This is a genomic window from Streptomyces sp. G5(2025), assembly GCF_049542075.1.
Taxonomy (GTDB): domain Bacteria; phylum Actinomycetota; class Actinomycetes; order Streptomycetales; family Streptomycetaceae; genus Streptomyces.
This window is the reverse complement of sequence record NZ_JBMUZT010000002.1, coordinates 1,717,601-1,741,481: the sequence shown is the minus strand read 5'-3', so window position 1 is coordinate 1,741,481 and position 23,881 is coordinate 1,717,601. Positions and strand designations below refer to the sequence as shown.

The 23,881-nt window shown below is 71.4% G+C and carries 3 protein-coding genes and 1 pseudogene; 3 read left to right on the top strand and 1 reads right to left on the bottom strand.

Annotated elements, in window-relative coordinates:
* Nucleotides 1-115: 115 nt before the first annotated feature.
* Nucleotides 116-20,017 (bottom strand): annotated as a pseudogene (locus ACOBQB_RS07960) (non-ribosomal peptide synthase/polyketide synthase); the annotation flags it as partial.
* A 314-nt stretch (nt 20,018-20,331) separates the two neighbouring features.
* On the opposite strand from ACOBQB_RS07960, the gene hppD reads away from it, so the two are divergent.
* Genes hppD through ACOBQB_RS07945 form a run of 3 tightly spaced genes read left to right on the top strand, consistent with a single transcriptional unit; the run spans nt 20,332 to nt 23,863 of the window.
* Complete coding sequence (gene hppD / locus ACOBQB_RS07955; protein WP_423589906.1) at nt 20,332-21,405, top strand: 4-hydroxyphenylpyruvate dioxygenase; 1,074 nt, start codon at nt 20,332-20,334, stop codon at nt 21,403-21,405.
* Nucleotides 21,402-22,541: an alpha-hydroxy acid oxidase gene (locus tag ACOBQB_RS07950; RefSeq protein WP_423589904.1), complete on the top strand. Its 1,140-nt coding sequence runs from the start codon at nt 21,402-21,404 to the stop codon at nt 22,539-22,541. Before hppD ends, ACOBQB_RS07950 begins: the two co-directional genes overlap by 4 nt.
* Nucleotides 22,538-23,863, top strand: coding sequence for a PLP-dependent aminotransferase family protein (locus ACOBQB_RS07945; RefSeq protein ID WP_423589902.1), 1,326 nt, complete (start codon nt 22,538-22,540; stop codon nt 23,861-23,863). Before ACOBQB_RS07950 ends, ACOBQB_RS07945 begins: the two co-directional genes overlap by 4 nt.
* The last annotated feature ends 18 nt before the right edge of the window (nt 23,864-23,881 follow it).

Sequence of the window (23,881 nt, the reverse complement as noted above, 5' to 3'; positions counted from 1 at the left end):
TCACCGGGCCGGTCCTCGCGGACGACGACGGCGGCCTGGGCCAGTTCGGGCCGGGCGCGAGGACCGCCTCGATCTCGCCGAGCTCCACGCGGAAGCCGCGGATCTTGACCTGGTCGTCGGCGCGCGCCAGGTACTCCAGCTCGCCCGCCGGGTTGTACCGCACCAGGTCGCCCGTGCGGTACATCCGGCCCCCCGCCCCGCCGAACGGATCGGCGACGAACCGCTCGCAGGTCAGGTCGGGGCGGTCCAGGTAGCCGCGCGCCAGGCCGCTGCCGGAGATGAACAGCTCGCCGGGCACTCCGGCAGGGACCGGCTGAAGGTACTGGTCGAGTACGTACGTCCGGGTGTTCCCCGTCGGTCGGCCGATCGGGAGGCTGCCCTGCGCCGTGTAGGGCGCCCCGATCTCGTGCTGCGTCACGCACAGCGTGGTCTCCGTCGGCCCGTAGAGGTGACGGAGCACGGTGTCAGGGGCGTGTTCGAGAACCCGGGCGACCGCGGCGGGCGACACCACGTCACCGCCGGTCAGCACCTCCCGCACCCCGGCGAAGGACTCCGGCGCCTCCTCCGCGACGACCCGGAAGAAGCCCGCGGTGAGGTGGACCGCCGTGATGCGGTGGACGGAGATGAGCTCGGTGATCGCGGCGGCGTCCAGGTGCCCGGGCGGTGCCACGACGACCGTGCCACCGGAGACGAGCGGCACCCACAGCTCGTAGCAGGACACGTCGAAGGCGTGCGGGGCGTGCAGGAGGACCCGCTCGTGCGCGTCGGGCCGCCAGCAGTGGTCGCGGACCAGGTCCACGACGCCGCGCTGGGTGACGGCCACCCCCTTGGGAAGACCGGTGGAACCGGACGTGTACATCACGTACGCGAGATCCTCCGGCCGCAGCCCCACGCTCAGCCCGGCGTCGTGCGCCGCGTCGGACGGGACGCCGTGCTCGTCCACCACCAGGACCCGCGCACCCAGCTCCGCGGCCCGCGCGGACTCCGCCCGGTCGGTGAGGACCAGGGTGGCGGCGGTGTCCGCCACGACGTAGCGCATGCGGTCCAGCGGATAGGTGTCGTGCAGCGGCACATAGGCACCGCCCGCCTTGGCGATGGCCAGGGTGGCCACGACATGGGCCAAGGACCGCTCCATCAGCATGACCACGGGCGTCCCCGGCCGCACGCCCTGCTGGCGCAGGACCTGGGCCAACCGGTGCGTACGGGCGTCGAGTTCGGCGTACGACACCGTCGTCCCGCCCTGCACGGCGGCCGGCGCGTCCGGCGTCCTGGCCACCTGCGCCGCGAACAGCTCGGGCAGCGTCGCATCCAGGGTCTCCAGCGTGCTCGCCGAGGCCCCGTCACCGAGCAGCCAGTGCCGCTCGGCGTCGCTGAGGACACTCACCTGGGACAGGCGGACGTCAGGGGCCGCGGTGACCTCGTCCAGGGTCCGGATGAACCGCTCCACCAGGGACTGCGCCGTCGACCGGTCGAACAGATCGGTACGGAAGTCCAGGGCCCCGGTCAGCCCGCTGCTCCTGCCGTCGGCGTCCCGCGTCTCGGCGAGGGCGAAGGCGAGATCGACCTTGGCCGCACCGAGCCTGCTGCGCTCCGCGGTGACCCGAAGCCCCGGCAGACCGAGCGAGGCGTCGGGGTCCGTCTCCGCCGTGCTCAGGACGAGCATCACCTGGAACAGCGGGTGATGGGCCAGCGTACGGGTGGGGTTGAGTGCCTCGACGAGCCGCTCGAAGGGCAGGTCCTGGTGCGCGTAGGCGGCCAGGTCGGTGCGGCGCGTGTTCTCCAGGAGCTGCTTGAAGGTGGGGTTGCCGCTGGTGTCGGTGCGCAGGACCAGGGTGTTGATGAAGAACCCGATAAGGTTCTCCGTCGCGTCATCGGTGCGCCCCGCGATCGGTGTGCCGATCGGAATGTCCTCTCCCGCACCGAGGCGGGTGAGCAGCGCTGCGATCGCGGCCTGCACCACCATGAACGTGCTGGTGTGCGTGGTACGCGCCAACTCCGTGAGGCGCTCGTACAGTTCCGCGTCGAGCGTGAACCCGACCCGGCCTCCGTCCTGGCTCGCGACGGCGGGCCGCGGCCGGTCGGTGGGCAGGTCGAGCTGCTCGGGGAGCCCGGCCAACTGCGCCGCCCAATAGGCGAGTTGCCTGCCAGCCGTGCTGTCCGCGTCGCTGTCGTCGCCGAGTATGTGCCGCTGCCACAGCGCGTAGTCGGCGTACTGGACCGGCAGTGGCTTCCAGCCGGGCGCGTCGCCCGCGCACCGGGCCGTGTACGCGGCGGTGAGGTCCTGGGCCAGGGGGGTGCGGGACCAGGCGTCGCTGGCGATGTGGTGGATGAGCAGGAGCAGTACGTGCTCCTCCTCGCCCACCCGGAACAGCGTGACACGCACCGGGATGTCGGCCGTCAGGTCGAAGGCGTGGTGAACCGCCTCGGAGAGCCGTGTCTCCAACTGCTCCTCGTCCGTGGCCACCACCGCCAACGGCAGGATCTCGGGCGTGAACTCGTGAATGACCTGCCGGGGCCCGTGCTCGTCCTCGGAGTAGCTGGTGCGCAGGCTTTCGTGGCGGGCGACGAGGTCGCGCAGGGCTTGGTGCAGGGCGTGCTGGTCGAGGGTGCCGGTGAGGCGGAGGGTGGTGGGGATGTTGTAGGTCGGGGTGGGCCCTTCCAGCTGGTGGAGGAACCAGAGGCGTTGTTGTGCGTAGGAGAGGGGGATGCGTTCGGGCCTGGGGCGCGCGGTGAGAGCGGCACGGGCACGCCCGGCCCCGTCGAGCGCACCGGACAGCGCGGTGATGGTCGGGGCCTCGAAGAACTGCCGCACGGAGAGCTCGATCCCCAACGCCGTGCGTACGCGGCTGACGAGGCGGGTGGCGAGGAGGGAGTGGCCGCCCAGGTCGAAGAAGTCGTCGTCGATGGTGACGCGGTCGACGCCCAATACCTCGGCGTAGAGGCCGGTGAGGATTTCTTCGCGGGGGTTGCGCGGGGCTCGGCCTGTTGTGACCGCGGTGTAGTCGGGGGCGGGGAGGGCTTTGTGGTCGAGCTTGCCGTTGGGGGTGAGGGGGAGGGTGTTGAGGGTGACGATGGCTGAGGGGACCATGTAGTGGGGGAGTTGGGCGGTGAGGGCGGTGTGGGTGGCCGTGTGGTCCCAGTGGTTGGGGTCGGTGACGATGTAGGCGATGAGGCGTTGGTCGCCGGGGTGGTCTTCGCGGAGGGTGACGGTGGCTTGGGTGATGCCTGGTTGTGTGGTGAGGGCGGTTTGGATTTCGCCGAGTTCGATGCGGTGGCCGCGGAGTTTGATCTGGTGGTCGGCGCGTCCGTCGTAGATGAGGTGGCCGTTGTGGTTCCAGTGGGCGAGGTCGCCGGAGCGGTAGATGCGGCTGCCGGGGGTGCCGTGGGGGTTGGCGGTGAAGCGTTCGGCGGTGAGGGCGGGGCGGTTGTGGTAGCCGCGGGCGAGTTGTTCGCCGGCGAGGTAGAGCTCGCCTGTGGTGCCGGGGGCGACGGGGCGCAGGGCTGAGTCGAGGACGTAGGCCTGGGTGTTGGCGAAGGGGCGTCCGATGGGGACGGGTCCCTCGGTGAGGGTGGTGGGGTCGATGTGGTGGTCGGTGATGTTGACGGTGGATTCGGTGGGGCCGTAGGCGTTGATGACTTGGACGCCGGGGTGTTGGTTGTGCCAGGTGGCGAGGTGGTCGGCTAGGAGGGCTTCGCCGCCCAGGATCAGTGTGTGGGAGGGCGATGCGGTGTTGGGGAGGGTGTTGAGGAGGGGGAGGTGGCTGGGTGTTGCTTTGATGAGGGTTGGTTGGGTGCTGGTGTTTTCGAGGGTGGTGAGGTGGACGGTGCCGCCGTTGGTGAGGGGGGTCCACAGGGCGGTGATGGTGAGGTCGAAGGCGAGGGGGGAGTGGAGGGTGGTGGTGCCGGTGGTGGCGTGGTAGGTGGTGCGGGCTCGGTGGAGGTAGGTGGCCAGGGCGTGGTGTTCGATGATGACGCCCTTGGGGCGGCCGGTGGAGCCTGAGGTGTAGATCATGTATGCGGGGTGGCGGGACGAGAGGGGCACCCGTCGTTCGGCGTCGGTGATCTCAGAATCGGGTTGGTCCGTGTACTCGGTGTGAGCGATCGGCTCGGTCAGTGTGAGGGCGGGGTTGGCGTCTTGGAGCATGTAGCTGATGCGGTCGGCCGGGTACTCGGGGTCGATCGGCAGGTAGGCGGCGCCGGTCTTCAGAACACCGAGCATGCTGATAACGGCGTCCAGTGACTTCGGCAGAGCCAGTGCCACGAACTGCTCTGCTCCGAGCCCCTGGTGGAGCAGGTGCCTGGCGAGCTGGTTCGCCCGCTGGTCCAGCTCCTGGTAGGTGAACGAGTCACCCTCGCATACCACCGCCACGGCATTCGGCGTATGGAGTGCTTGCTGGGTCACCAGTTCGTGCAGTGGTGTGTCAGGCAGCTCGGTAGTCGCCCCGTTCCACTCCACCAGCACCCGCTGCCGCTCGACAGCGCTGAGCAGGTCGATGTCGCCGATGCGCTGATCAGGAGCGGCGGTCACGGCCTCCAACAGGCGGACGAAGCGGTCTGCGATGGCCTGGGCCGATGTGCGTTCGAAGAGGTCGGTGCTGAAGTCCAGCGCCCCGCTGATGCCTTGGGGGCGGCGTGCCTCGTCGAACGACTCCGCGAACCCGAAGGACAGGTCGAACTTCGAGGTCGTCCGCTGGATCTCCCGGTACGAGACGTCGAGCCCCGGAAGCTGCGCGATCTCGCTCAACGCACCCTGGTGATCGGTGTTGTTGAAGGTGAGCAGCACCTGGAAGAGCGGGTGGTGCGAGAGGGAGCGGGTCGGGTTGAGTGCCTCGACGAGCCGCTCGAAGGGCAGGTCCTGCTGGGCGTAGGCGGAGAGGTCGGTGTCGCGGACGCGGTCGAGCAGCTCGCGGAAGGTGGGATCGCCTGCCGTGTCGGTGCGCAGGACGAGGGTGTTGATGAAGAGGCCGATGAGGTGGTCGGTGGCGTCGTCGGTGCGTCCGGCGATCGGGGTGCCGACGGGGATGTCCTCGCCCGCGCCGAGCCGCGTGAGGAGCGCGGCGACCGCGGCCTGGGCCACCATGAAGGCGCTGGTGTTGGTGGCACGCGCCAGCTCCGTCAGCCGCGTGTGCAGTGTTGCCGGGAGGGTGAACGGGATGCGGTCGCCTTCGTTGCTCGCGACGGCGGGACGTGATCGGTCGGTGGGCAGATCGAGCTGCTCCGGAAGCCCGGCCAGCGTCGCGGTCCAATAGGCGAGTTGCTTGCCCGCCGTGCTGTCCGCGTCGCTGTCGTCGCCGAGGACGTCGTGCTGCCAGAGGGAGTAGTCGGCGTACTGCACGGAGAGTGGCGTCCACTTGGGAGAATCGCTCCGCATGCGGGCGGCGTACGCGGCGGTGAGGTCCTGGGCCAGGGGGGTGCGGGACCAGGCGTCGCTGGCGATGTGGTGGATGAGCAGGAGCAGTACGTGCTCCTGCTCGGAGACACGGAACAGGCAGGTGCGTAGCGGGAGTTCGAGAGTGAGGTCGAAGCAGTGGCCGACCGCCTCGGCCAGGCTGTCGTCGAGCTGCTCCTCCGCCACGTCGACAACCATGAACGGTGTCTCGGCCGCCTCCGTGGGCAGCACGATCTGGTACGAACCCTGCTCGTCCTCGGTGAAGACGGTGCGCAGGCTTTCGTGCCGGGCAACGACGTCGTCGATCGCCGTGCGCAGCGCGTCCTCGTCGAGCGTGCCGGAGAGGCGGAGGGTCGTGACGGTGTTGTAGGTGGAGGAAGGGCCCTCGAACTGGTGGAGGAACCAGAGGCGTTGTTGTGCGTAGGAGAGGGGGATGCGTTCGGGCCTGGGGCGCGCGGTGAGGGAGGTGCGGACGGAGTGGGAGGCGTCGAGGGCGTGGGAGAGGGCGGCGATGGTGGGGGTTTCGAAGAGCTGCCGGATGGACAACTCGGCGCCCAGGGTGGTGCGGATGCGGCTGACGAGGCGGGTGGCGAGGAGGGAGTGGCCGCCCAGGTCGAAGAAGTCGTCGTCGATGGTGACGCGGTCGACGCCCAATACCTCGGCGTAGAGGCCGGTGAGGATTTCTTCGCGGGGGTTGCGCGGGGCTCGGCCTGTTGTGACCGCGGTGTAGTCGGGGGCGGGGAGGGCTTTGTGGTCGAGCTTGCCGTTGGGGGTGAGGGGGAGGGTGTCGAGGGTGACGATGGCTGAGGGGACCATGTAGTGGGGGAGTTGGGCGGTGAGGGCGGTGTGGGTGGCCGTGTGGTCCCAGTGGTTGGGGTCGGTGACGATGTAGGCGATGAGGCGTTGGTCGCCGGGGTGGTCTTCGCGGAGGGTGACGGTGGCTTGGGTGATGCCTGGTTGTGTGGTGAGGGCGGTTTGGATTTCGCCGAGTTCGATGCGGTGGCCGCGGAGTTTGATCTGGTGGTCGGCGCGTCCGTCGTAGATGAGGTGGCCGTTGTGGTTCCAGTGGGCGAGGTCGCCGGAGCGGTAGATGCGGCTGCCGGGGGTGCCGTGGGGGTTGGCGGTGAAGCGTTCGGCGGTGAGGGCGGGGCGGTTGTGGTAGCCGCGGGCGAGTTGTTCGCCGGCGAGGTAGAGCTCGCCTGTGGTGCCGGGGGCGACGGGGCGCAGGGCTGAGTCGAGGACGTAGGCCTGGGTGTTGGCGAAGGGGCGTCCGATGGGGACGGGTCCCTCGGTGAGGGTGGTGGGGTCGATGTGGTGGTCGGTGATGTTGACGGTGGATTCGGTGGGGCCGTAGGCGTTGATGACTTGGACGCCGGGGTGTTGGTTGTGCCAGGTGGCGAGGTGGTCGGCTAGGAGGGCTTCGCCGCCCAGGATCAGTGTGTGGGAGGGCGATGCGGTGTTGGGGAGGGTGTTGAGGAGGGGGAGGTGGCTGGGTGTTGCTTTGATGAGGGTTGGTTGGGTGCTGGTGTTTTCGAGGGTGGTGAGGTGGACGGTGCCGCCGTTGGTGAGGGGGGTCCACAGGGCGGTGATGGTGAGGTCGAAGGCGAGGGGGGAGTGGAGGGTGGTGGTGCCGGTGGTGGCGTGGTAGGTGGTGCGGGCTCGGTGGAGGTAGGTGGCCAGGGCGTGGTGTTCGATGATGACGCCCTTGGGGCGGCCGGTGGAGCCTGAGGTGTAGATCATGTATGCGGGGTGGCGGGACGAGAGGGGCACCCGTCGTTCGGCGTCGGTGATCTCGGCGGTGGAGTACTCCTGGTATGCCGCAGCCGGGACCGGCTCGGTCAGGGTGAGGGCGGGGTTGGCGTCTTGGAGCATGTAGCTGATGCGGTCGGCCGGGTACTCGGGGTCGATGGGCAGGTAGGCGGCGCCGGTCTTCAGAACACCGAGCATGCTGATAACGGCGTCCAGTGACTTCGGCAGAGCCAGTGCCACGAACTGCTCTGCTCCGAGCCCCTGGTGGAGCAGGTGCCTGGCGAGCTGGTTGGCGCGTGTGTCCAGTTCCTGGTAGGTGAACGAGTCACCCTCGCATACCACCGCCACGGCGTCCGGCGTTCGGAGTGCTTGCTGGGTCACCAGTTCGTGCAGTGGTGTGTCAGGCAGCTCGGTAGTCGCCCCGTTCCACTCCACCAGCACCCGTTCCCGCTGGACGGGGTCGAGGGTGTCCAGTTGTCCCACGGGCAGATCGGCGTCGGAGACCAGCGCCTGAAGCACCCGCACCACCCGGTCCGCAAGTGACCGGGCCAGCTCCTCCTCGCAGAGGTCCGCGTGGTAGTCGAGCCGCAGTCGCAGGTCCGATCCCCGGGTGTGCGCAACGAGGTTGACCGTGAAGTCGGTGCTCTCGACCGCGTCGAATCCGGCCACCCGCAGGTCGCCGAAGAGCCCGCTCGTCGCGTCGGCGCTCACCGGGTAGTTCTGGAAGACCATGGCGGTGTCGAAGAGTTCGGTGTGTCCGGCCCAGCGTTGGATGTCGGCGAGGCCGGCCCACTGGTGGTCCAGGAGGCGGGCCTGTTCGGCCTGGAGGCGGCGGAAGAAGCCGCTGACGGGTTCGGCGTGGTCGATGCGGGCCCGTACGGGCAGGGTGTTGATGAACAGGCCGACCATCGACTCGACGCCCGGCAGCTCTGGCGGACGTCCGGAGACGGTGGCTCCGAAGACGACGTCGTCACGGCCGGTGGCCTGGGCCAGGGCCAGTGCCCAGGCGCCCTGCACCACCGAGTTCATCGTCACGCCCTGGCCCCGCGCCCAGGAGGCCAGGGCCGCGGTGGCGTCAGCTTCCAGGCCGAACGGCACGCTCAGCGGGTCCGACGCGACCGCGCCGACATCAGAGGAAGCATGAGGAGAGGAAGCAGCAGAAGAAGAAGGAGCGTCAGAGGGGGCGGCGAGCAGCGTCGCCTCGTCGAGCCCGGCCAGGGAATTCTGCCAGGCCTCCTGGGCGCCGTCGCGGTCGCGGGCGCCGAGCCAGGAGAGATAGTCGCGGTACGGGCGCACCCGCGGCAGGCCCACGGGGTCGCCCCCGGACACGTACAGCTCGGTCAGTTCCTCCAGGAGCAGTGGCATCGACCAGCCGTCGAGCACGATGTGATGGTTCGTCATGACGAGGCGGACCTGGTCCACGGCCGTCCTGATGACCGAGAACCGCATCAGGGGCGGGCACGTCAGGTCGAAGCGCCGACCCCGGTCCTCGGCAGCGAGCCGGTCGGCCGCAGCCTGCCGCTCGCCTTCGGGGAGAGCGGTCAAGTCGGCCTCACGCCAGTCGAGTTCAGCGTCGGCGGGCACGACCTGTACCCATGCGCCCGAAGCGGTCTGCCGGAACCCGGCGCGCAGGTTGGCGTGCCGCCGCAGCAGCGCCTGCGCCGCGGCCCGCATGCGCTCCCCGTCGTAGCGCCCTTCGAGTACGAAGGAGAGCTGGCCCACGTAGACGTCACGGGCGCTCTCGTCGTACAGGTTGAGGAAGAGGAAGCCCTCCTGGAGAGGCGCGAGCGGGAGGACGTCCTGGATGCCCGGCACGAGCCGCTCCAGGTGCTCGATGTCTGCCTGGTCGAGCTCCGGGTGGGTGACGTCCGACGGGGTGAGGCCGCCGGCGCCGGATCCGCGGGCCTCGTCGACGAGCTGCCTCAGCGCCCGGAACCAGGCGTCGGCGAGGCGCTGCGCGTCCTGGGCATCCAGCTCGGACGCGGCGTAGGTCCATCTCGCCCGCAGCCGGGTGCCCGAAGAAGTCTCGCTCGCCACGGCGTTGAGGTCCACGGGGTGGGCCAGCGGCATGGTGCCGTCGATCCCCGCGACGTCTCCGCCCGCGATGGTCCAGGGGCCTTCGTGGGCGCCGCCCTGGCCGATCTGCCCGAGGTAGTTGAAGCCGAAGTCGGGTGCGGGGAGCGGGGCGAGGGTGGCCCCGGTGCGAGGGTTGAGGTGGCGAAGGAGGCCGTAGCCGATGCCGTCGCCCGGCACGGTGCGCAGCTGCTCCTTGACGGCCTTCAGGGCGTGGATCATCGACGCGCCACCGGTGGCCGCCGTGGCGGGCGGCGCCAGCAGGACCGGGTACATGGAGGTGAACCAGCCGGCCGTGCGGCTGAGTTCGGAGCCCGGGACGGCGTCCTCGTGGCGGCCGTGGCTCTCCAGGTCGACCACGACGGGGGCGTCGGAGTCGTCGCCGCGCCCGCGCCGCCACTCGGCGACGGCGACGGCGAAGGCGCTCAGGAGCACGTCGTTGATCGCCGCGTGGCAGACGCCGGGGACCCAGGTGAGCAGGGCCTCGGTGGTCTCCGCGTCGAGTTCGGCGGTGATCTCGCCCGCCGTCGCGTGGGTGTCACGCGTGCGGTCGGCGTGCAGGGTGCGCGGGGTGTCGCCGAGCACCGAACGCCAGTGGTCGAGCTCGTCCTCGATCCGCGGTTCCACGGCGATGTCCGCGAGGGACAGCGCCCACTGCCGCCACGGCGTGCCCACCGGGGCGAGCGCGTCTCCCGCGTAGGCGGCCGCCAGGTCGGGCACGAGGATGCGCCAGGTGACGCCGTCCATCACCAGGTGGTTGGCGACGAGCACGAGCAGACCGTCCGGCGCGGGCGCGCCGTCACCCGCCCCGGCGCCCCGGTCGAGCCACACGGCCTGGAGCATCCGGCCGTCGGACGGAGCGAGCCGTGCGCGGGCCGCGCGTGCCTGCTCGGTCACCGCCGAGCGGAGTGCGGACTCGTCGAGCCCCGTGGCGTCGTACCGGACCAGGCAGTCGGCCACCGTGACGGAACCGGCCTCGGGGATCTGGATCGTCCAGTCGTCGGCCACCCGCATCCGCAGCGCGTCATGGTGGTCGAGCACGGTCAGGAGTGCGGCGCCGAGCGCGTCGAGGTCGAGGTCGGCGGGCACACGAAGGACCAGGGACTGGTTGAACTCGGCGGCCGCCGAACCGAGGTCGGCGAACCAGCCCATCATCGGGGTGCGCGGTGCCGGGCCGTGCGCCGGTACGTCGGCGCCCCGCTCCCGCCGGTCCGTGCCGTGCCCGGCGTCGTCCTCGGCAGTGGCGGCATCGGCGAGCAGCGCGGGCGTCTGGTGCTCGAAGACGTCACGCACCGACAGGACGAGTCCTGCCGCGCGGGCCCGGCCGACGAGCTGGATGGACAGGATGCTGTCGCCGCCGAGGTCGAAGAACCCGTCGTCGATGCCGACGGACGCCACGCCAAGGGCCTCGGCGAACAGCTCGCACAGCAGCCGCTCCCGCGGGGTGCGGGCGGCGCGCCCGGTCGGCCGGACGGAGTAGTCGGGGGCGGGCAGCGCCTTGCGGTCCAGCTTGCCGTTGATCGTCAGCGGCAGCGCGTCGAGGGAGACGAACGCCGTCGGGATCATATGGTCGGGCAGGGTCTCGCGCAGTTCGGCGCGGAGCGCCGCGGCGTCCAGGGCGTGACCCTGCTCGGGCACCACGTACGCCACGAGCCGCCGGTCACCCGGCCGGTCTTCCCGTACGATCACGGCTGCCCTGTCCAGGTGCGGGCGCTCGGTGATCACGGCCTCGATCTCGGTGGGCTCGATCCGCAGGCCGCGGATCTTGACCTGGGTGTCGACGCGCCCCAGGATCTCCAGCTCGCCGCCGGGCAGCCAGCGCACCAGGTCGCCGGTCCGGTAGAGGCGACTGCCGGGTGCCCCGAAGGGGTTGGCCACGAACCGCTCGGCGGAAAGCGCGGGCCGGTCGTGGTAGCCGCGCGCCAAGTGCGGTCCCGCCACGTACAGTTCGCCGGGCACACCGGGGGCGACCGGACGCAGGGCCGCGTCCAGGACGTACACCGCGGTGTTGGTGACGGGGGAGCCGATGGGCGGGGTGAGCGGCCCGGACAGCGGCCCGCTCATGGTCGAGCAGACCGTGGTCTCCGTGGGGCCGTAGGAGTTGAGCATCGTACGGCCGCCGGACCAGCGCTCCACCAGCTCGGGCGGGATCGACTCCGCGCCGACGACGAGGGTGAGCCCGTCCGGCAGCGAGCCTTCGGGAAGCAGTCCGAGGACGGACGTCGTCAGGCTGAGGTGGGTCGCCGCGTGCCGGGTCGCGAGGTCGGCCAGTTCGGGACCCGGCGTGGTCTCCTGCGGCGCGATGACGAGGGTGGCGCCCGTGAGCAGGCCCATCGCCAGCTCCCAGAACGACGCGTCGAAGCTGGGGGAGAGGTGCTGTAGGACCCGGCTGCCCGGACCCGCCGCGCAGTCGCGGGTGAAGATGTCGACCAGACCGGGCAGGCCGGTGTGGGTGACGACGACACCCTTGGGCCGGCCCGTGGTGCCGGACGTGTAGATCATGTACGCCGGGTGCTCGGGCCGCAGCGGCGCCGGCCGCTCCGCGTCGGTGACGTCGTGGGCGGGCAGCCCTTCGACGGCCGTCGCGGTCTCGGCGCCGTCGGTCAGGAGCAGCGGTACGGCGGTGTCCGGGAGACCGGTGGCGATGGCGGACGTGGTGACGACGAGCGTGGGTGAGGCGTCGTCGAGGAGGTGGGTGATCCGCTCGGCGGGGTAGGCGGGGTCGACTGGCAGGTAGGCCGCGCCCGCCTTGAAGGCGGCGAGGGCGGCGACGATCAGGTCGGCCGAGCGCGGCAGGGCCATCGCCACGAACTGCTCCGGGCCCGCGCCGAGTTCGAGGAAACGGCGGGCCAGGCGGTTGGCCCGCTCGTTCAGCTCGCCGTAGGACAGGACCTGCCCGTGGAACTCGACCGCGGCGCGCTCCGGCGCCTTCGCCGCATGGTCTTCGACGTACGCGGCGAAGGTCTGGCCGACCGGCTTGCGCGGTGTGTCGTTCCACTCGACCAGGACGCGCGCCAGCTCCTCCTCGCTCAGGACGTCGACGTCACCGATGTGCCGTCCCGGCTCGGCGACCAGGGCGCCGAGGAGCCGCAGGAAGCGGTCCACCAGCGCGGTGACCGTGCTCTCGTCGAAGAGGTCGGTGCTGTACTCGGCCGCGCCGAACAGGCCCGCCGGAGTGCCGTCGGCGTTACGGTGCTCGGCGATCTCGAAGGCCAGGTCGACCTTGGAGACCCCGGTGGCGACGGGCATCAGCGTCACGCCGAGACCGGTCGAGGCCATCGCGGCGAGCGCGTCCTGCTGGGTGGTGTCCAGGCTCAACAGGACCTGGAACAGCGGGTTGTGGGAGAGCGACCTGGTCGGGCTGAGGGCATCCACCAGGTGCTCGAAGGGCAGGTTCTGGTGGTCGTAGGCGGTCAGGTCGGTGTCGCGTACCCGGTCGAGCAGCTCGCGGAACGTGGGGTTGCCGCCCGTGTCGGTGCGCAGCACCAGGGTGTTGACGAAGAACCCGACGACCTGGTCCACGGCCTCGTCGGTCCGCCCCGCCACCGGCGTGCCGAGGGGAATGTCATCACCGGCGCCCATGCGGGAGAGCAGGGTGGCCAGCGCCGCCTGGAGCACCATGAAGACGCTGGTGCGTGACTCCTTGGCCAGTTCGGCGGCCCCCCGGTGCAGCTCCGCGGGCACGGCCAGCGGGACGCGGCTGCCGCGGTGCGACGCGGCGGCCGGGTGCGGCCGGTCCGCGGGCAGTTCGAGCCGGTCGGGCACCCCGGCCAGGGCCTGCTTCCAGTGGGCGAGCTGGCGCCCCGCCGGGGTCGCCGCGTCGGACGCCTCCCCGAGCGAGGTGCGCTGCCACAGGGCGAAGTCGGCGTACTGCACGGGCAGGGGCGGCAGGGCCGGGGCCCGGCCCGCTGCGCGGGCCGTGTAGGAATCGGCCAGGTCCCGGATCAGCGGGCCCAGGGACCAGCCGTCGCCCGCGATGTGATGAATCATCAGAAGCAGCACGTGCTCGTCACCGGAGAGCCGGAACAGCTCCGCCTTCACGGGGATGTCGGTCCGCAGGTCGAAGCAGTGCCGGGCGGCCCGTTCGAGCCGCTCGTCGAGCTGGTCCTCGCCGGTGTCGGTCAGCGGCAGTTCGAAGCGCACGTCGTCGGCGTCCAGGATGGTCTGCCGCGCGCCCTGCCCGTCCTCCGTGAAGACGGTCCGCAGGCTCTCGTGGCGGGTGATCACGTCCTGGAAGGCCGCGCGCAGTGCCTCCGCGTCGAGCCCGCCGGTCAGCCGCAGCGCGCCGGTGATGTTGTAGGTGGGCGAGGGACCTTCGAGTCGGTGCAGGAACCACAGCCGCTGCTGGGCGTACGACAGCGGAAGCCGTTCGGGGCGGACCCCGGCCGTGAGCGGCGTCCTGGCGTGCTCCGCCTGCGCAAGGGCGGCGGAGAGCCCGGCGACCGTGGGCGTCTCGAAGAGCTGGCGCACGGAGAGCTCGACGCCCAGGGTGCCGCGGATGCGGCCCGCGAGCTTGGTGGCGAGCAGGGAGTGGCCGCCCAGGTCGAAGAAGTTGTCGTCGATGGTCAGGCGGGAGACCGCGAGCACCTCGACGAACAGGGCGCACAGGATCTCCTCGCGCGGACCGCGCGGCGCGCGTCCCGTCACCTGCCCCGCGTGCGCGGGGGCGGGCAGTGCCTTGCCGTCGAGCTTGCCGTTGGGCGTCAGCGGCAGGGCGTCCAGGGTGACGAACGCCGACGGGATCATGTAGTCGGGCAGTTGGGCGGCGGCGTGGTCGTGCAGCGCACGGGCAGTGACGTCCGCACCGGTCACGACGTACGCGACGAGCCGCAGGTCGCCCGGGGTGTCCTCACGCGCGAGCACGGCCACGTCGTCGACGCGGGGGTGGGCCGCGAGCACGGCCTCGATCTCGCCGAGCTCGATCCGGAAGCCGCGGATCTTCACCTGCTGGTCCGCGCGCCCCAGGTAGTCGAGGCCGCCGTCGGTGCGGCGCCTGGCCAGGTCGCCCGTGCGGTACATCCGGGTGCCGGGCTCGCCGAAGAGAGCCCCGTAGGGGTCGGCGGGGAAGCGGTCGGCGGTGAGTCCCGGGCGTCCCAGGTAGCCGCGGGCGAGGCCGGCGCCGGCGACGTACATCTCGCCGGTCACGCCGGGCGCGGTGGGCCGCAGCCGGTCGTCGAGGACGTAGACCCGCAGGTCGGGGATGTTGACGCCGATGGTGCTCGCCGAGGAGGCCGCCGCGGTGGCCCGGTCGAGGGCGAAGTGGGAGACGTGGACGGTGGTTTCGGTGATGCCGTACATGTTGACCAGAACGGGGGCGTCATCGCCGTGCCGCTCGTACCAGTCGGCGAGCCGGGACAGGTCGAGCGCCTCACCGCCGAACACCACGTGCCGCAGGACGAGTTCGGGCCGTAGCTCGCGGTCGGCCGCCGCCAGCTGGTAGAACGCCGACGGCGTCTGGTTCAGGATGGTGACCCGCTCCCGCGCGAGCAGGGTGAGGAACGCGGCGGGATCGCGGCTGACGTCGTGCGGTACGACGACGAGCCTGCCGCCGTGCAGCAGGGGACCCCACAGCTCCCACACGGAGAAGTCGAACGCGTAGGAGTGGAAGAGCGTCCACACGTCCTGCTCGTCGAAGCCGAACCAGTGCTCGGTGGCGGAGAACAGCCGCACGACGTTGTGGTGCGGCACGGCCACCCCCTTGGGCCGCCCCGTCGAGCCGGAGGTGTAGATGACGTACGCGGTGTCCCGCGGGTCGAGCGGTCTGACCCGCTCGCTCTGGGCGAGGTCGTCCGAGCCGTACGCGTCCGTGCCGTCGCCGATGAGGACACACGGCACCGCGTGCGCGGGCAGCCGCTCGGCGGTGTCGCGGTCGGTGAGCAGGACGCTGGGCGCCGCGTCGGACAGCGCGTAGGCGAGCCGGTCGGCCGGATAGCCGGGGTCGAGCGGCACATAGGCGGCACCCGACTTGACCACGGCGAGCAGCGCGACGACCAGCTCCGCCGAGCGGGGCAGGGCGAGGGCGACCAGGGCGTCAGGCCCGGCCCCGCGGGCGACGAGGAGCCGGGCGAGGCGGTTGGCGCGCGCGTTGAGCTCGGCGTACGACAGGGATGTGCCGTCGAAGGTCAGTGCCGTGCGGTCGGGGTGCCTGGCGGCCTGCCGTTCGAAGAGCTCCACCAGCGTGGCCTCGGCGGTCTCGGCGGCCTCAGTCGCGGACGACGGGCCGTTGGCCGCCACGAGCAGCTCGCGGTGTTCCCCGGGCGCCAGGACATCCAGTGCGCCCAGGCGCACGTCGGGATCCGCGACGACCTCCGTGAGGAGCCGCAGCAGCCGCTCGGTGAGGGTGACGACGGTCCCGGCGTCGAACAGCTCGGTGCTGAACTCCACCGCGACGTCGAGCCCCGCCGCTTCGCCATCGGCGTCACGGCTCTCGTCGAACGCGAACACGATGTCGAACCGGGAGAGCCCGGTGTGCACGGGCAGCCGCGTCGTGCTGATGCCGGGCAGCCTGCCCAGCTCGCCCAGGGCCTCCTGCTGCGTGGTGTCGAACGTCAACGCCACCTGGAACAAGGGGTGGTGGGACGTGCTGCGGTCCGGGTTGAGCGCCTCGACGAGCCGCTCGAAGGGCAGGTCCTGGTGGGCGTAGGCGGCCAGGTCGGTGTCCCGGACCCGGCCGACGAGCTCACGGAAGGTCGGGTCGCCGCTGGTGTCCGTGCGCAGCACGAGCGTGTTGACGAAGAAGCCGATGAGGTTCTCCACCGCCGCGTCGGTGCGCCCCGCGATGGTGGAGCCGATCGGTACGTCCTCACCCGCGCCGAGCCGGGTCAGCAAACCGGCGAGTGCTGCCTGGAGCACCATGAAGACACTGGTCCGCGTCTCGGTGGCCAGTCCTGCGAGCGAGCGGTGCAGATCGGCGGGCACGGTCAGGTCGAGCCGGTCACCGGCGTTGTCGCGGCGTGCGGGACGCGGCCGGTCGGTGGGCAGTTCGAGCCGCTCGGGCAGGCCCGCGAGCGCCCGCTTCCAGTGGGCGAGCTGCTGGGCGCTCTCGCTGCCGCTGTCCTCGTCGGCGCCCAGGAGTTCGTGCTGCCAGAGGGTGTAGTCGGCGTACTGGACCGGCAGCGGCTCCCAGCCGGGGGCCGCGCCGTCGAGCCGGGCGGCGTAGGCGGTGCCCAGGTCATGGGCGAGCGGGGCCAGGGACCAGCCGTCCCCGGCGATGTGGTGCAGCACGAGCAGCAGCACGTACTCGTCCGGCGCGAGGCGCAACAGGGTGGTGCGCAGCGGGACTTCACTGGTGAGGTCGAAGGGGTGACGGGCCCCCCGGGCGATGTCCTCGGTCAGCCGCTGTGCGTCGCTGTCGAGGGTCTCCAGGCGGACCTTGGCCTGCTCCGGTGACAGGATCACCTGGTGGGGGCCGTGCTCGTCCTCCGCGAAGACCGTGCGCAGGCTCTCGTGCCGGGTGACCACGTCACCGATCGCCGCCGCGAGGGCTTCGGCGTCCACCGGGCCGGTGAGCCGCAGCGCCGCCGGGATGTTGTACAGCGGCGATGGGCCCTCGAACTGCTGGATGAACCAGAGGCGTTGCTGGGCGAAGGAAAGCGGAAGGCGGTCGGGCCGCTGCCGGGCGGTGACCGCCGTACGGGCCCGCCCCGCGCCCTGGAGCGCCACGGCGAGCTCGGCCACGCTCGGCGACTCGAAGACCTGCTGGATCGACAGTTCCGCGCCGAGTGCGGCGCGCAGCCGGCTGATCAGCTGCGTGGCGAGCAGCGAGTGGCCGCCCAGGTCGAAGAAGCTGTCGTCGATGCCGACCTCGTCCACCCCGAGGACCTCGGCGAACAGCGCGCACAGGAGCTCCTCGCGCGCCGTGCGCGGCGCACGGCCGCCGGACCGCTCCGTGCGGTCGGGAGCGGGCAGGGCCCTGCGGTCGAGCTTGCCGTTCGGGGTGACCGGAAGGTCCGGCAGCGTGACGTACGCCGAGGGCATCATGTAGTCGGGCAGCAGCTCACGCAACCGGGCGCTGAGGGTGCCGAAGAGCGGCCTGCCGTCGTCCGGGGCATCCGTGTCCGTGAGGACCGTATAGGCGACCAGGCGCTGGTCGCCGGGCCGGTCCTCGCGCAGCACCACGGCGGCCTGGGCGACCTCCGGCTGCCGGACGAGGACGGCCTCGATCTCGCCGAGTTCGATGCGGAAGCCGCGCAGCTTGACCTGCTGGTCGGCGCGGCCGAGGTAGTCGAGGCTGCCGTCGTGGTTCCAGCGGGCGAGGTCGCCCGTGCGGTACATCCGGCTGCCCGGCCCGCCGTGCGGATCGGCGGTGAAGCGCTCGGCGCTCAGGCCGGGACGGCCCAGGTAGCCGCGGGCGAGCTGGACACCGGCGATGTACAGCTCGCCGGGCGTGCCCGCGGGCACCGGCCGCAGCGCGGCGTCGAGCACGTACATCCGGGTGTTCCATACCGGGCGGCCGATCGGCACCGGGCCGGACCCCATGTCCTTCGCGCACGGCCAGTACGTCACGTCGACGGCGGCTTCCGTGGGCCCGTACAGGTTGTGCAGCGGGACGTCCGACACCGCCTTGAACCGTGCGCTGAGCTCGGCCGAGAGCGCCTCGCCGCTACAGAAGACGCGGCGCAGACCCGTCAGCGACGCCGCGGCGGGCTCGCGCAGGAACACGTCGAGCATCGACGGCACGAAGTGCAGGGTGGTGATGCCCTGGCGCCGGACGGTGTCGGCCAGATAGGCCGGGTCCAGATGGCCGTCGGGGCGCGCGACGACCAGTGTGGCGCCCTGAGTCAGCGGCCAGAAGAACTCCCACACGGACACGTCGAAGCCGGAAGGGGTCTTCTGGAGCACCCGGTCACCGGAGTCGAGGCCGTACGTGTCCTGCATCCAGGCAAGGCGGTTGACGATGGACCGGTGGGAGATGACGACGCCCTTGGGGCGGCCGGTGGACCCCGAGGTGTAGATGACGTAGGCGGGGTGGCACGGGTCGAGGGTCGCTGCCGGCGCCGCTGCGGCGGGCTCTGGCGCACGGCCGGGGCCGTCGAGCACGAGCCGGGGGGTGCCGTCCTGCGGCAGCCGCTCCTCGGTGTCGCGCGTGGTCAGGACGAGCATGGCGCCCGCGTCGCGCAGGATGTGCGCGATGCGGTCCGCCGGATATCCGGGGTCGACGGGCACGTACGCCGCGCCCGACTTCAGCACGGCGAGCAAGGAGACGACGAGCTCCGTCGAGCGGGGCACCGCGACCGCGACGAACCGCTCGGGCCGGCTCTCGCGGTCGACCAGGGACCTGGCCAACTCCTCGGCCCGGGCGTCCAGTTCCGCGTACGTCAGTGAGGTGCCCTCGTAGGCGACGGCCTCGTGCTCCGGGGTGCGGGCGGCCTGCTCGGCGAGGAGCTGGGGCAGCGTCGCGTCGGGCACCTCGTGCGCCGTGTCGTTCCACTCCGTCAGGATGCGGCGGCGCTCGTCCGGCGCGAGCAGCGCGACCTCGTCGACGGGCGCGCCGGGATCGGCCGCCAGGTCCTCGACGAACCGGACGAAGCGCTCCTGGAGCGAGGCCAGGTCCCGGGCGTCGTACACCTGCGGGTTGCCCTCGAAGTCGACGCGGAGCCCGGTCTCGGGAGTGCCGGTCAGAACGAAGTTCAGGTCGGTCGTCGGGCCCGAGCTGATGCTGCGCATCTCGCCGAGCGCGCCGCCGAAGTCGACCGGCCGTATGTAGGGCATGACGTTGACCGTCGGCCCTGCCACGCCCGAGCCGCCGAGTTCACGGTTCAGGTCCTCGCCGCGGTAGCGGCTGTGCGCCATGAGGCCGCTCAGACCTTCGGAGACGTGCTCGATCAGCTGCGCGAAGGTCTGCTCCGGGCGCACGGCGAGGCGCAGCGGAAGCCGGTTGGAGACCATACCGGGCGTGGTGCGGGCGTTGGCGCCGTACCGGCCGGTGACCGGGACGGACACCACGATGTCCCGCGCGCCCGTCATCCGGTGCAGGAAGGCGCCCACACCGGCGATCACCACGCGGGCCCAGGGGGAGCCCGTCGCCTCGGCGGCGCGGTCGAGCACAGCCGTGCGCTCGGGGCCCAGGCGGCGGCTCACCACGGTGCCGGCCAGGACGAGTCCGCTGCCGCGGCCGGTGAGCGAGACGGGCTCGGGGCGGTCGGCGAACAGGCCGGTCCAGTAGGCGCGGTCCTTGGCGTGCCGGGCGGACGCGCGGTAGGTCTCCTCGTTGGTGACCATCCTGTCCATGTCACCGAAGGAGCCGGGCGGTATCTCACGTCCGTCCGTCAGGGCGCGGTACACCTCGGCGAGCCGCTCGTAGAACAGGGCCATGCTCGTGCCGTCGATGATGATGTGGTGGACGCCCAGGTAGTACATGTGCCGGCCGCCGCCGAGCGTGAACAGCGCGTGGCTGCTGAGTCCCGGCCGGTCCAGGGCCACCGGGGTCGCGCGGTCGCGCTCCATCCAGCGCAGCGCCTCGGCCCGCGGGTCCTGGTGTCCGGTGAGGTCGAAGTGCCGTAGCAGCACAGGGGTGTAGGGCACGCCGTTCGGGTCCTCGGTGGCGTTCGAGCCCTCCGGGGCGACGGGGCAGTGGGCGCGGTACGGGCGGCCCTGCTCGTCGGTGAGGAAGCGCGAGCGAAGGGTCTCGGTCTCGGCCACGGTGTGCCGCAGGGCCGCGCTCAGCACGGCATGGTCCAGCGGTCCTTCGATCTCCAGGCAGGAGCCGGTCTTGTAGTGCGCGCCGCGCGGATCCAGCTGCTGAGCGAGCCACACCTCGTGCTGCGCACTGGTCAGACCGTGCCGAATGGTCGAGAGCTCAGACACCTGTCTCCTCACAATCTTCCGCCGGACCCCCCGGCCTTTTCGTACCGTGCAGAAAAATAATCGAGGTGCCGATCGAGCGGCATTCAATTAAGTGTGAAGTGGGACGCTAGCAAGGCTTCCGCAATCTGGTCAATACTGTTCTCGAAGGCGATAACCGCAGGTAGAGACGGTGATAACCGGCCGATAGCGAGGGTATACGGGGGATTTGTAGAGTGGTCATCAAGTCTATTCGACTTTCCTGATCGAGAATGCGGGAAGTGTCTTCACGGCGCGTTTTCCCGTTTCCCTCCCCTTCTTTTCATTGGAGAGCCGCCATGCCGCCAAGGGCCATTGCGTACGCCGAGCTGTACGTCACGGACGACCGGGCTGCCGCCGGTTTCCTCATCGACAGCCTCGGCTTCGTGCCGCTGGCCGTGGCGGGTCCCGCCACCGGCACGCACGACCGCCGGTCCACGGTGCTGCGCCGCGGCGGGGTCACGCTCGTCGTCACCCAGGCGCTACAGCCGGGAACCGCCGTCGCCCAGTACGTCGACCTGCACGGCGACTCCATCGCGGACCTCGCCTTCAGCTGCGCCGACGTCCAGTCGGGCTTCGACCGGGCCGTGCTCGCCGGCGCGAACGCCGTGCAGCGGCCGACCCCTTCGCAGGTGCGCGGCCAGGACACCTGGTACGCCACCGTCTCCGGCTTCGGCGACATCCAGCACACCCTGCTCGCCGACGTCGAGGGCCGCGCGGGGCACCTGCCGCCCGACCGGGACTGGGCGCTCCTTCCGGCAGCCACGGAGCCCGCGGGGCCCCGGCCCGTCATCGACCACGTCGCGGTCTGCCTGGAGGCGGGCACCCTGCGCCGCACCGCCGAGTTCTACGAGGCGGCCTTCGACACGCCCTACTACTCCTCCGAGTACATCGAGGTGGGCGACCAGGCGATGGACTCCATCGTGGTGCGCAACGCCGACGGAGGCATCACCTTCACCCTCATCGAGCCCGACGACACCCGCGTGCCGGGCCAGATCAACCAGTTCCTGAACGCGCACAACGGCCCGGGAGTGCAGCACCTGGCCTTCCTCGTGGACGACATCGTCGGCTCGGTCCGCTCCCTCGGCGACAGCGGCGTGGCCTTCCTGCGCACCCCCGGCGCCTACTACGACCTGCTCAACGAGCGCGTCAGCGGCATGGCCGACCGCATCGCCGACCTGCGCGAGACCAACGTCCTCGTGGACCGCGACGAGTGGGGCTACCTGCTGCAGATCTTCACCCGCTCGCCCTACCCGCGCAGCACACTCTTCTACGAGTACATCCAGCGCAACGGCGCCCGTGGCTTCGGCAGTTCGAACATCAAGGCCCTGTACGAGGCGGTCGAGAGGGAGCGGGAAGTGGCCGGCCGATGACGCCTGCCACCGGGGTGCCCGCCACCACGGCGCCCGACCTGCGGGAGCCGCTCACGCTGGACGACTTCGCCGAGCGTGCGCGGCAGGTCCTGCCGCCCCAGGACTGGGACTTCATGGCGGGCGGAGCGGGCCGCGAACGGACGCTCGCGGCCAACGAGGCCGCCTTCGGCCTCGTGCGGCTGCGTCCCAAGGCGCTGCCCGGCATCGAGGAGCCGGACACCTCCGTGGAGGTGCTCGGCTCCCGCTGGGCGGCCCCCGTCGGCATAGCGCCCGTGGCCTACCACGAACTCGCCCACAAGGAGGCCGAGTTGGGCAGCGCCGAGGCCGCGGGCCGGATCGGTGTCCCGCTCGTCCTCAGCACCTTCGCGAGCCGGAGCATCGAGGAGGTGGCCCACGCCGCGAGCGCGCCGCTCTGGCTCCAGCTGTACTGCTTCCGTGAGCAAGGGACCACCCTCGACCTGGCACGCCGCGCCCGCGACAGCGGCTACCAGGCACTGGTCCTCACCGTCGACACCCCTTTCACCGGACGCCGCCTGCGCGACCTGCGCAACGGCTTCGCGATCCCGTCGCACATCACCCCGGCCAACCTGACGGGCACGGCCGCCGCGGGAAGCGCCACACCGGGAGCGCACAGCAGGCTGGCCTTCGACCGCTCACTCGACTGGTCGGCCGTGGACCGGCTGCGGGAGGCGAGCGGGCTGCCCGTGCTCGCCAAGGGCGTGCTGACCGCGCGGGACGCGGAGGCGGCGGTGGCCGCCGGCGTCCGCGGCATCCTCGTCTCCAACCACGGCGGCCGCCAACTCGACGGCGCGCCGGCCGCGTTGGACGCCCTGCCCGAGGTGGTGTCCGCCGTAGGCGGCGCCTGCCCCGTCTTCCTGGACGGCGGCGTCCGGTCCGGGAGCGACATCCTGGTGGCGCTCGCGCTCGGCGCACGCGCCGTGTTCGTGGGGCGGCCCGCCCTGTACGCCCTTGCGGCGGGCGGCGGCGACGGCGTACACCGGATGCTCGCGCTGCTCACCGCGGAACTGGCCGACACCATGGTGCTCACCGGCCATGCCTCACTCGACACGATCGACACGCACACCGTCCTGCTGCCGGGACACGGCCGACCTCACACAGACAGGAGTCGCGGATGACGACCACGCCAGGCGGCGGGAGCTCGCTGGGCGCCCTGCCGCGGACCGCCCTGCACCCCAGCCTCTCCGCCCCGCTGCTCGACACGATGACCTTCCTCAACGAAGTCACCCTGCGCTATCCGCAGGCGATCTCCTTCGCCCCGGGGCGGCCCTACGAGGGCGACTTCGACGTCGCCCACGTGCCCGGCTTCATCGAGACCTACCTCGACCACCTGCGCGAGCGCGGCTACTCCGAGGAACGGGTCCGCACGGCGCTCTACCAGTACGGCGAGACCGCGGGACAGATCAGGGACGTCGTCGCGCGCATGCTCGACATCGACGAGGACATGACGGTGGACCCCGCCTCCGTGGTGGTGACCGTCGGCTGCCAAGAAGCCGTCCTGCTCACCCTGCGCGCCCTGTTCACCGGCCCCGACGACGTGCTCCTCGTCGACAGCCCCTCGTACGTCGGCATCACCGGCGCGGCCGCCCTCCTGGGGATCCCGGTCGTCGCCGTGCCCGGCACCCCGAACGGCCCGAGCCTCGAAGGGCTCGACCGCACCGTACGGGAGATCGAGGCGAGCGGCCGCCGGGCCAAGTGCCTGTACGTGGTGCCCGACTGCTCCAACCCCACGGGCGTCAGCATGCACCGCGACGACCGCACGGCCCTCCTGGCCGCCGCGGGCCGGCACGGGCTGCTGCTTCTGGAGGACAATCCCTACGGGGTGTTCAGCTCGGTCCGGCGCCCCACGCTCAAGTCCCTCGACACCGACCGGCGCGTCATCTACCTGGGCTCGTTCGCCAAGACCGCCTTCCCGGGCGCCCGCGTCGGGTTCGTCGTCGCCGACCAGCTGGTCGAGGGCGGCGAGGGCGGTGGGCCCGGGCTGCTCGCCGACGAACTGGCCAAGGTCAAGAGCATGGTCACCGTCAACACCTCAAGCCTGAGCCAGGCGGCGGTCGCCGGGATGCTGCTGCAGAACGGCGGCGGACTACGGGCGGCGAACGAAGGCGCGGCGCGCCACTACCAGGCCACGATGAGGCACCTGCGGGAGGCCCTCGCACGGGAACTGGGCGCCGGGGGCCCGGAGTTGGCGGACGTCCGGTGGAACGACCCCGACGGCGGCTTCTTCCTGACGCTCGACGTCCCGTTCCCCGCGGACGAGGCCGCGCTGCACGTCTCCGCAGAGAAGTACGGCGTCATCTGGACGCCGATGCGCCACTTCCACCTGGACACGGCGGGTGACCGGCAGATCCGGCTCTCCTGCAGCTACCTCACCACCGGCCAGGCGACCGAAGGCGCGCTGCGGCTCGCCCGGTTCATCAAGGACCAGGTGCAGGGCTGAGGCGAGCAGGGGGCCTGC

What these genes read in the sequence shown, in the direction of transcription:
- ACOBQB_RS07950 (WP_423589904.1), top strand. Translation starts at nt 21,402, where the DNA reads ATGACGCCTGCCACCGGGGTGCCCGCCACCACGGCGCCCGACCTGCGG.
- hppD (WP_423589906.1), top strand. Translation starts at nt 20,332, where the DNA reads ATGCCGCCAAGGGCCATTGCGTACGCCGAGCTGTACGTCACGGACGAC.
- ACOBQB_RS07945 (WP_423589902.1), top strand. Translation starts at nt 22,538, where the DNA reads ATGACGACCACGCCAGGCGGCGGGAGCTCGCTGGGCGCCCTGCCGCGG.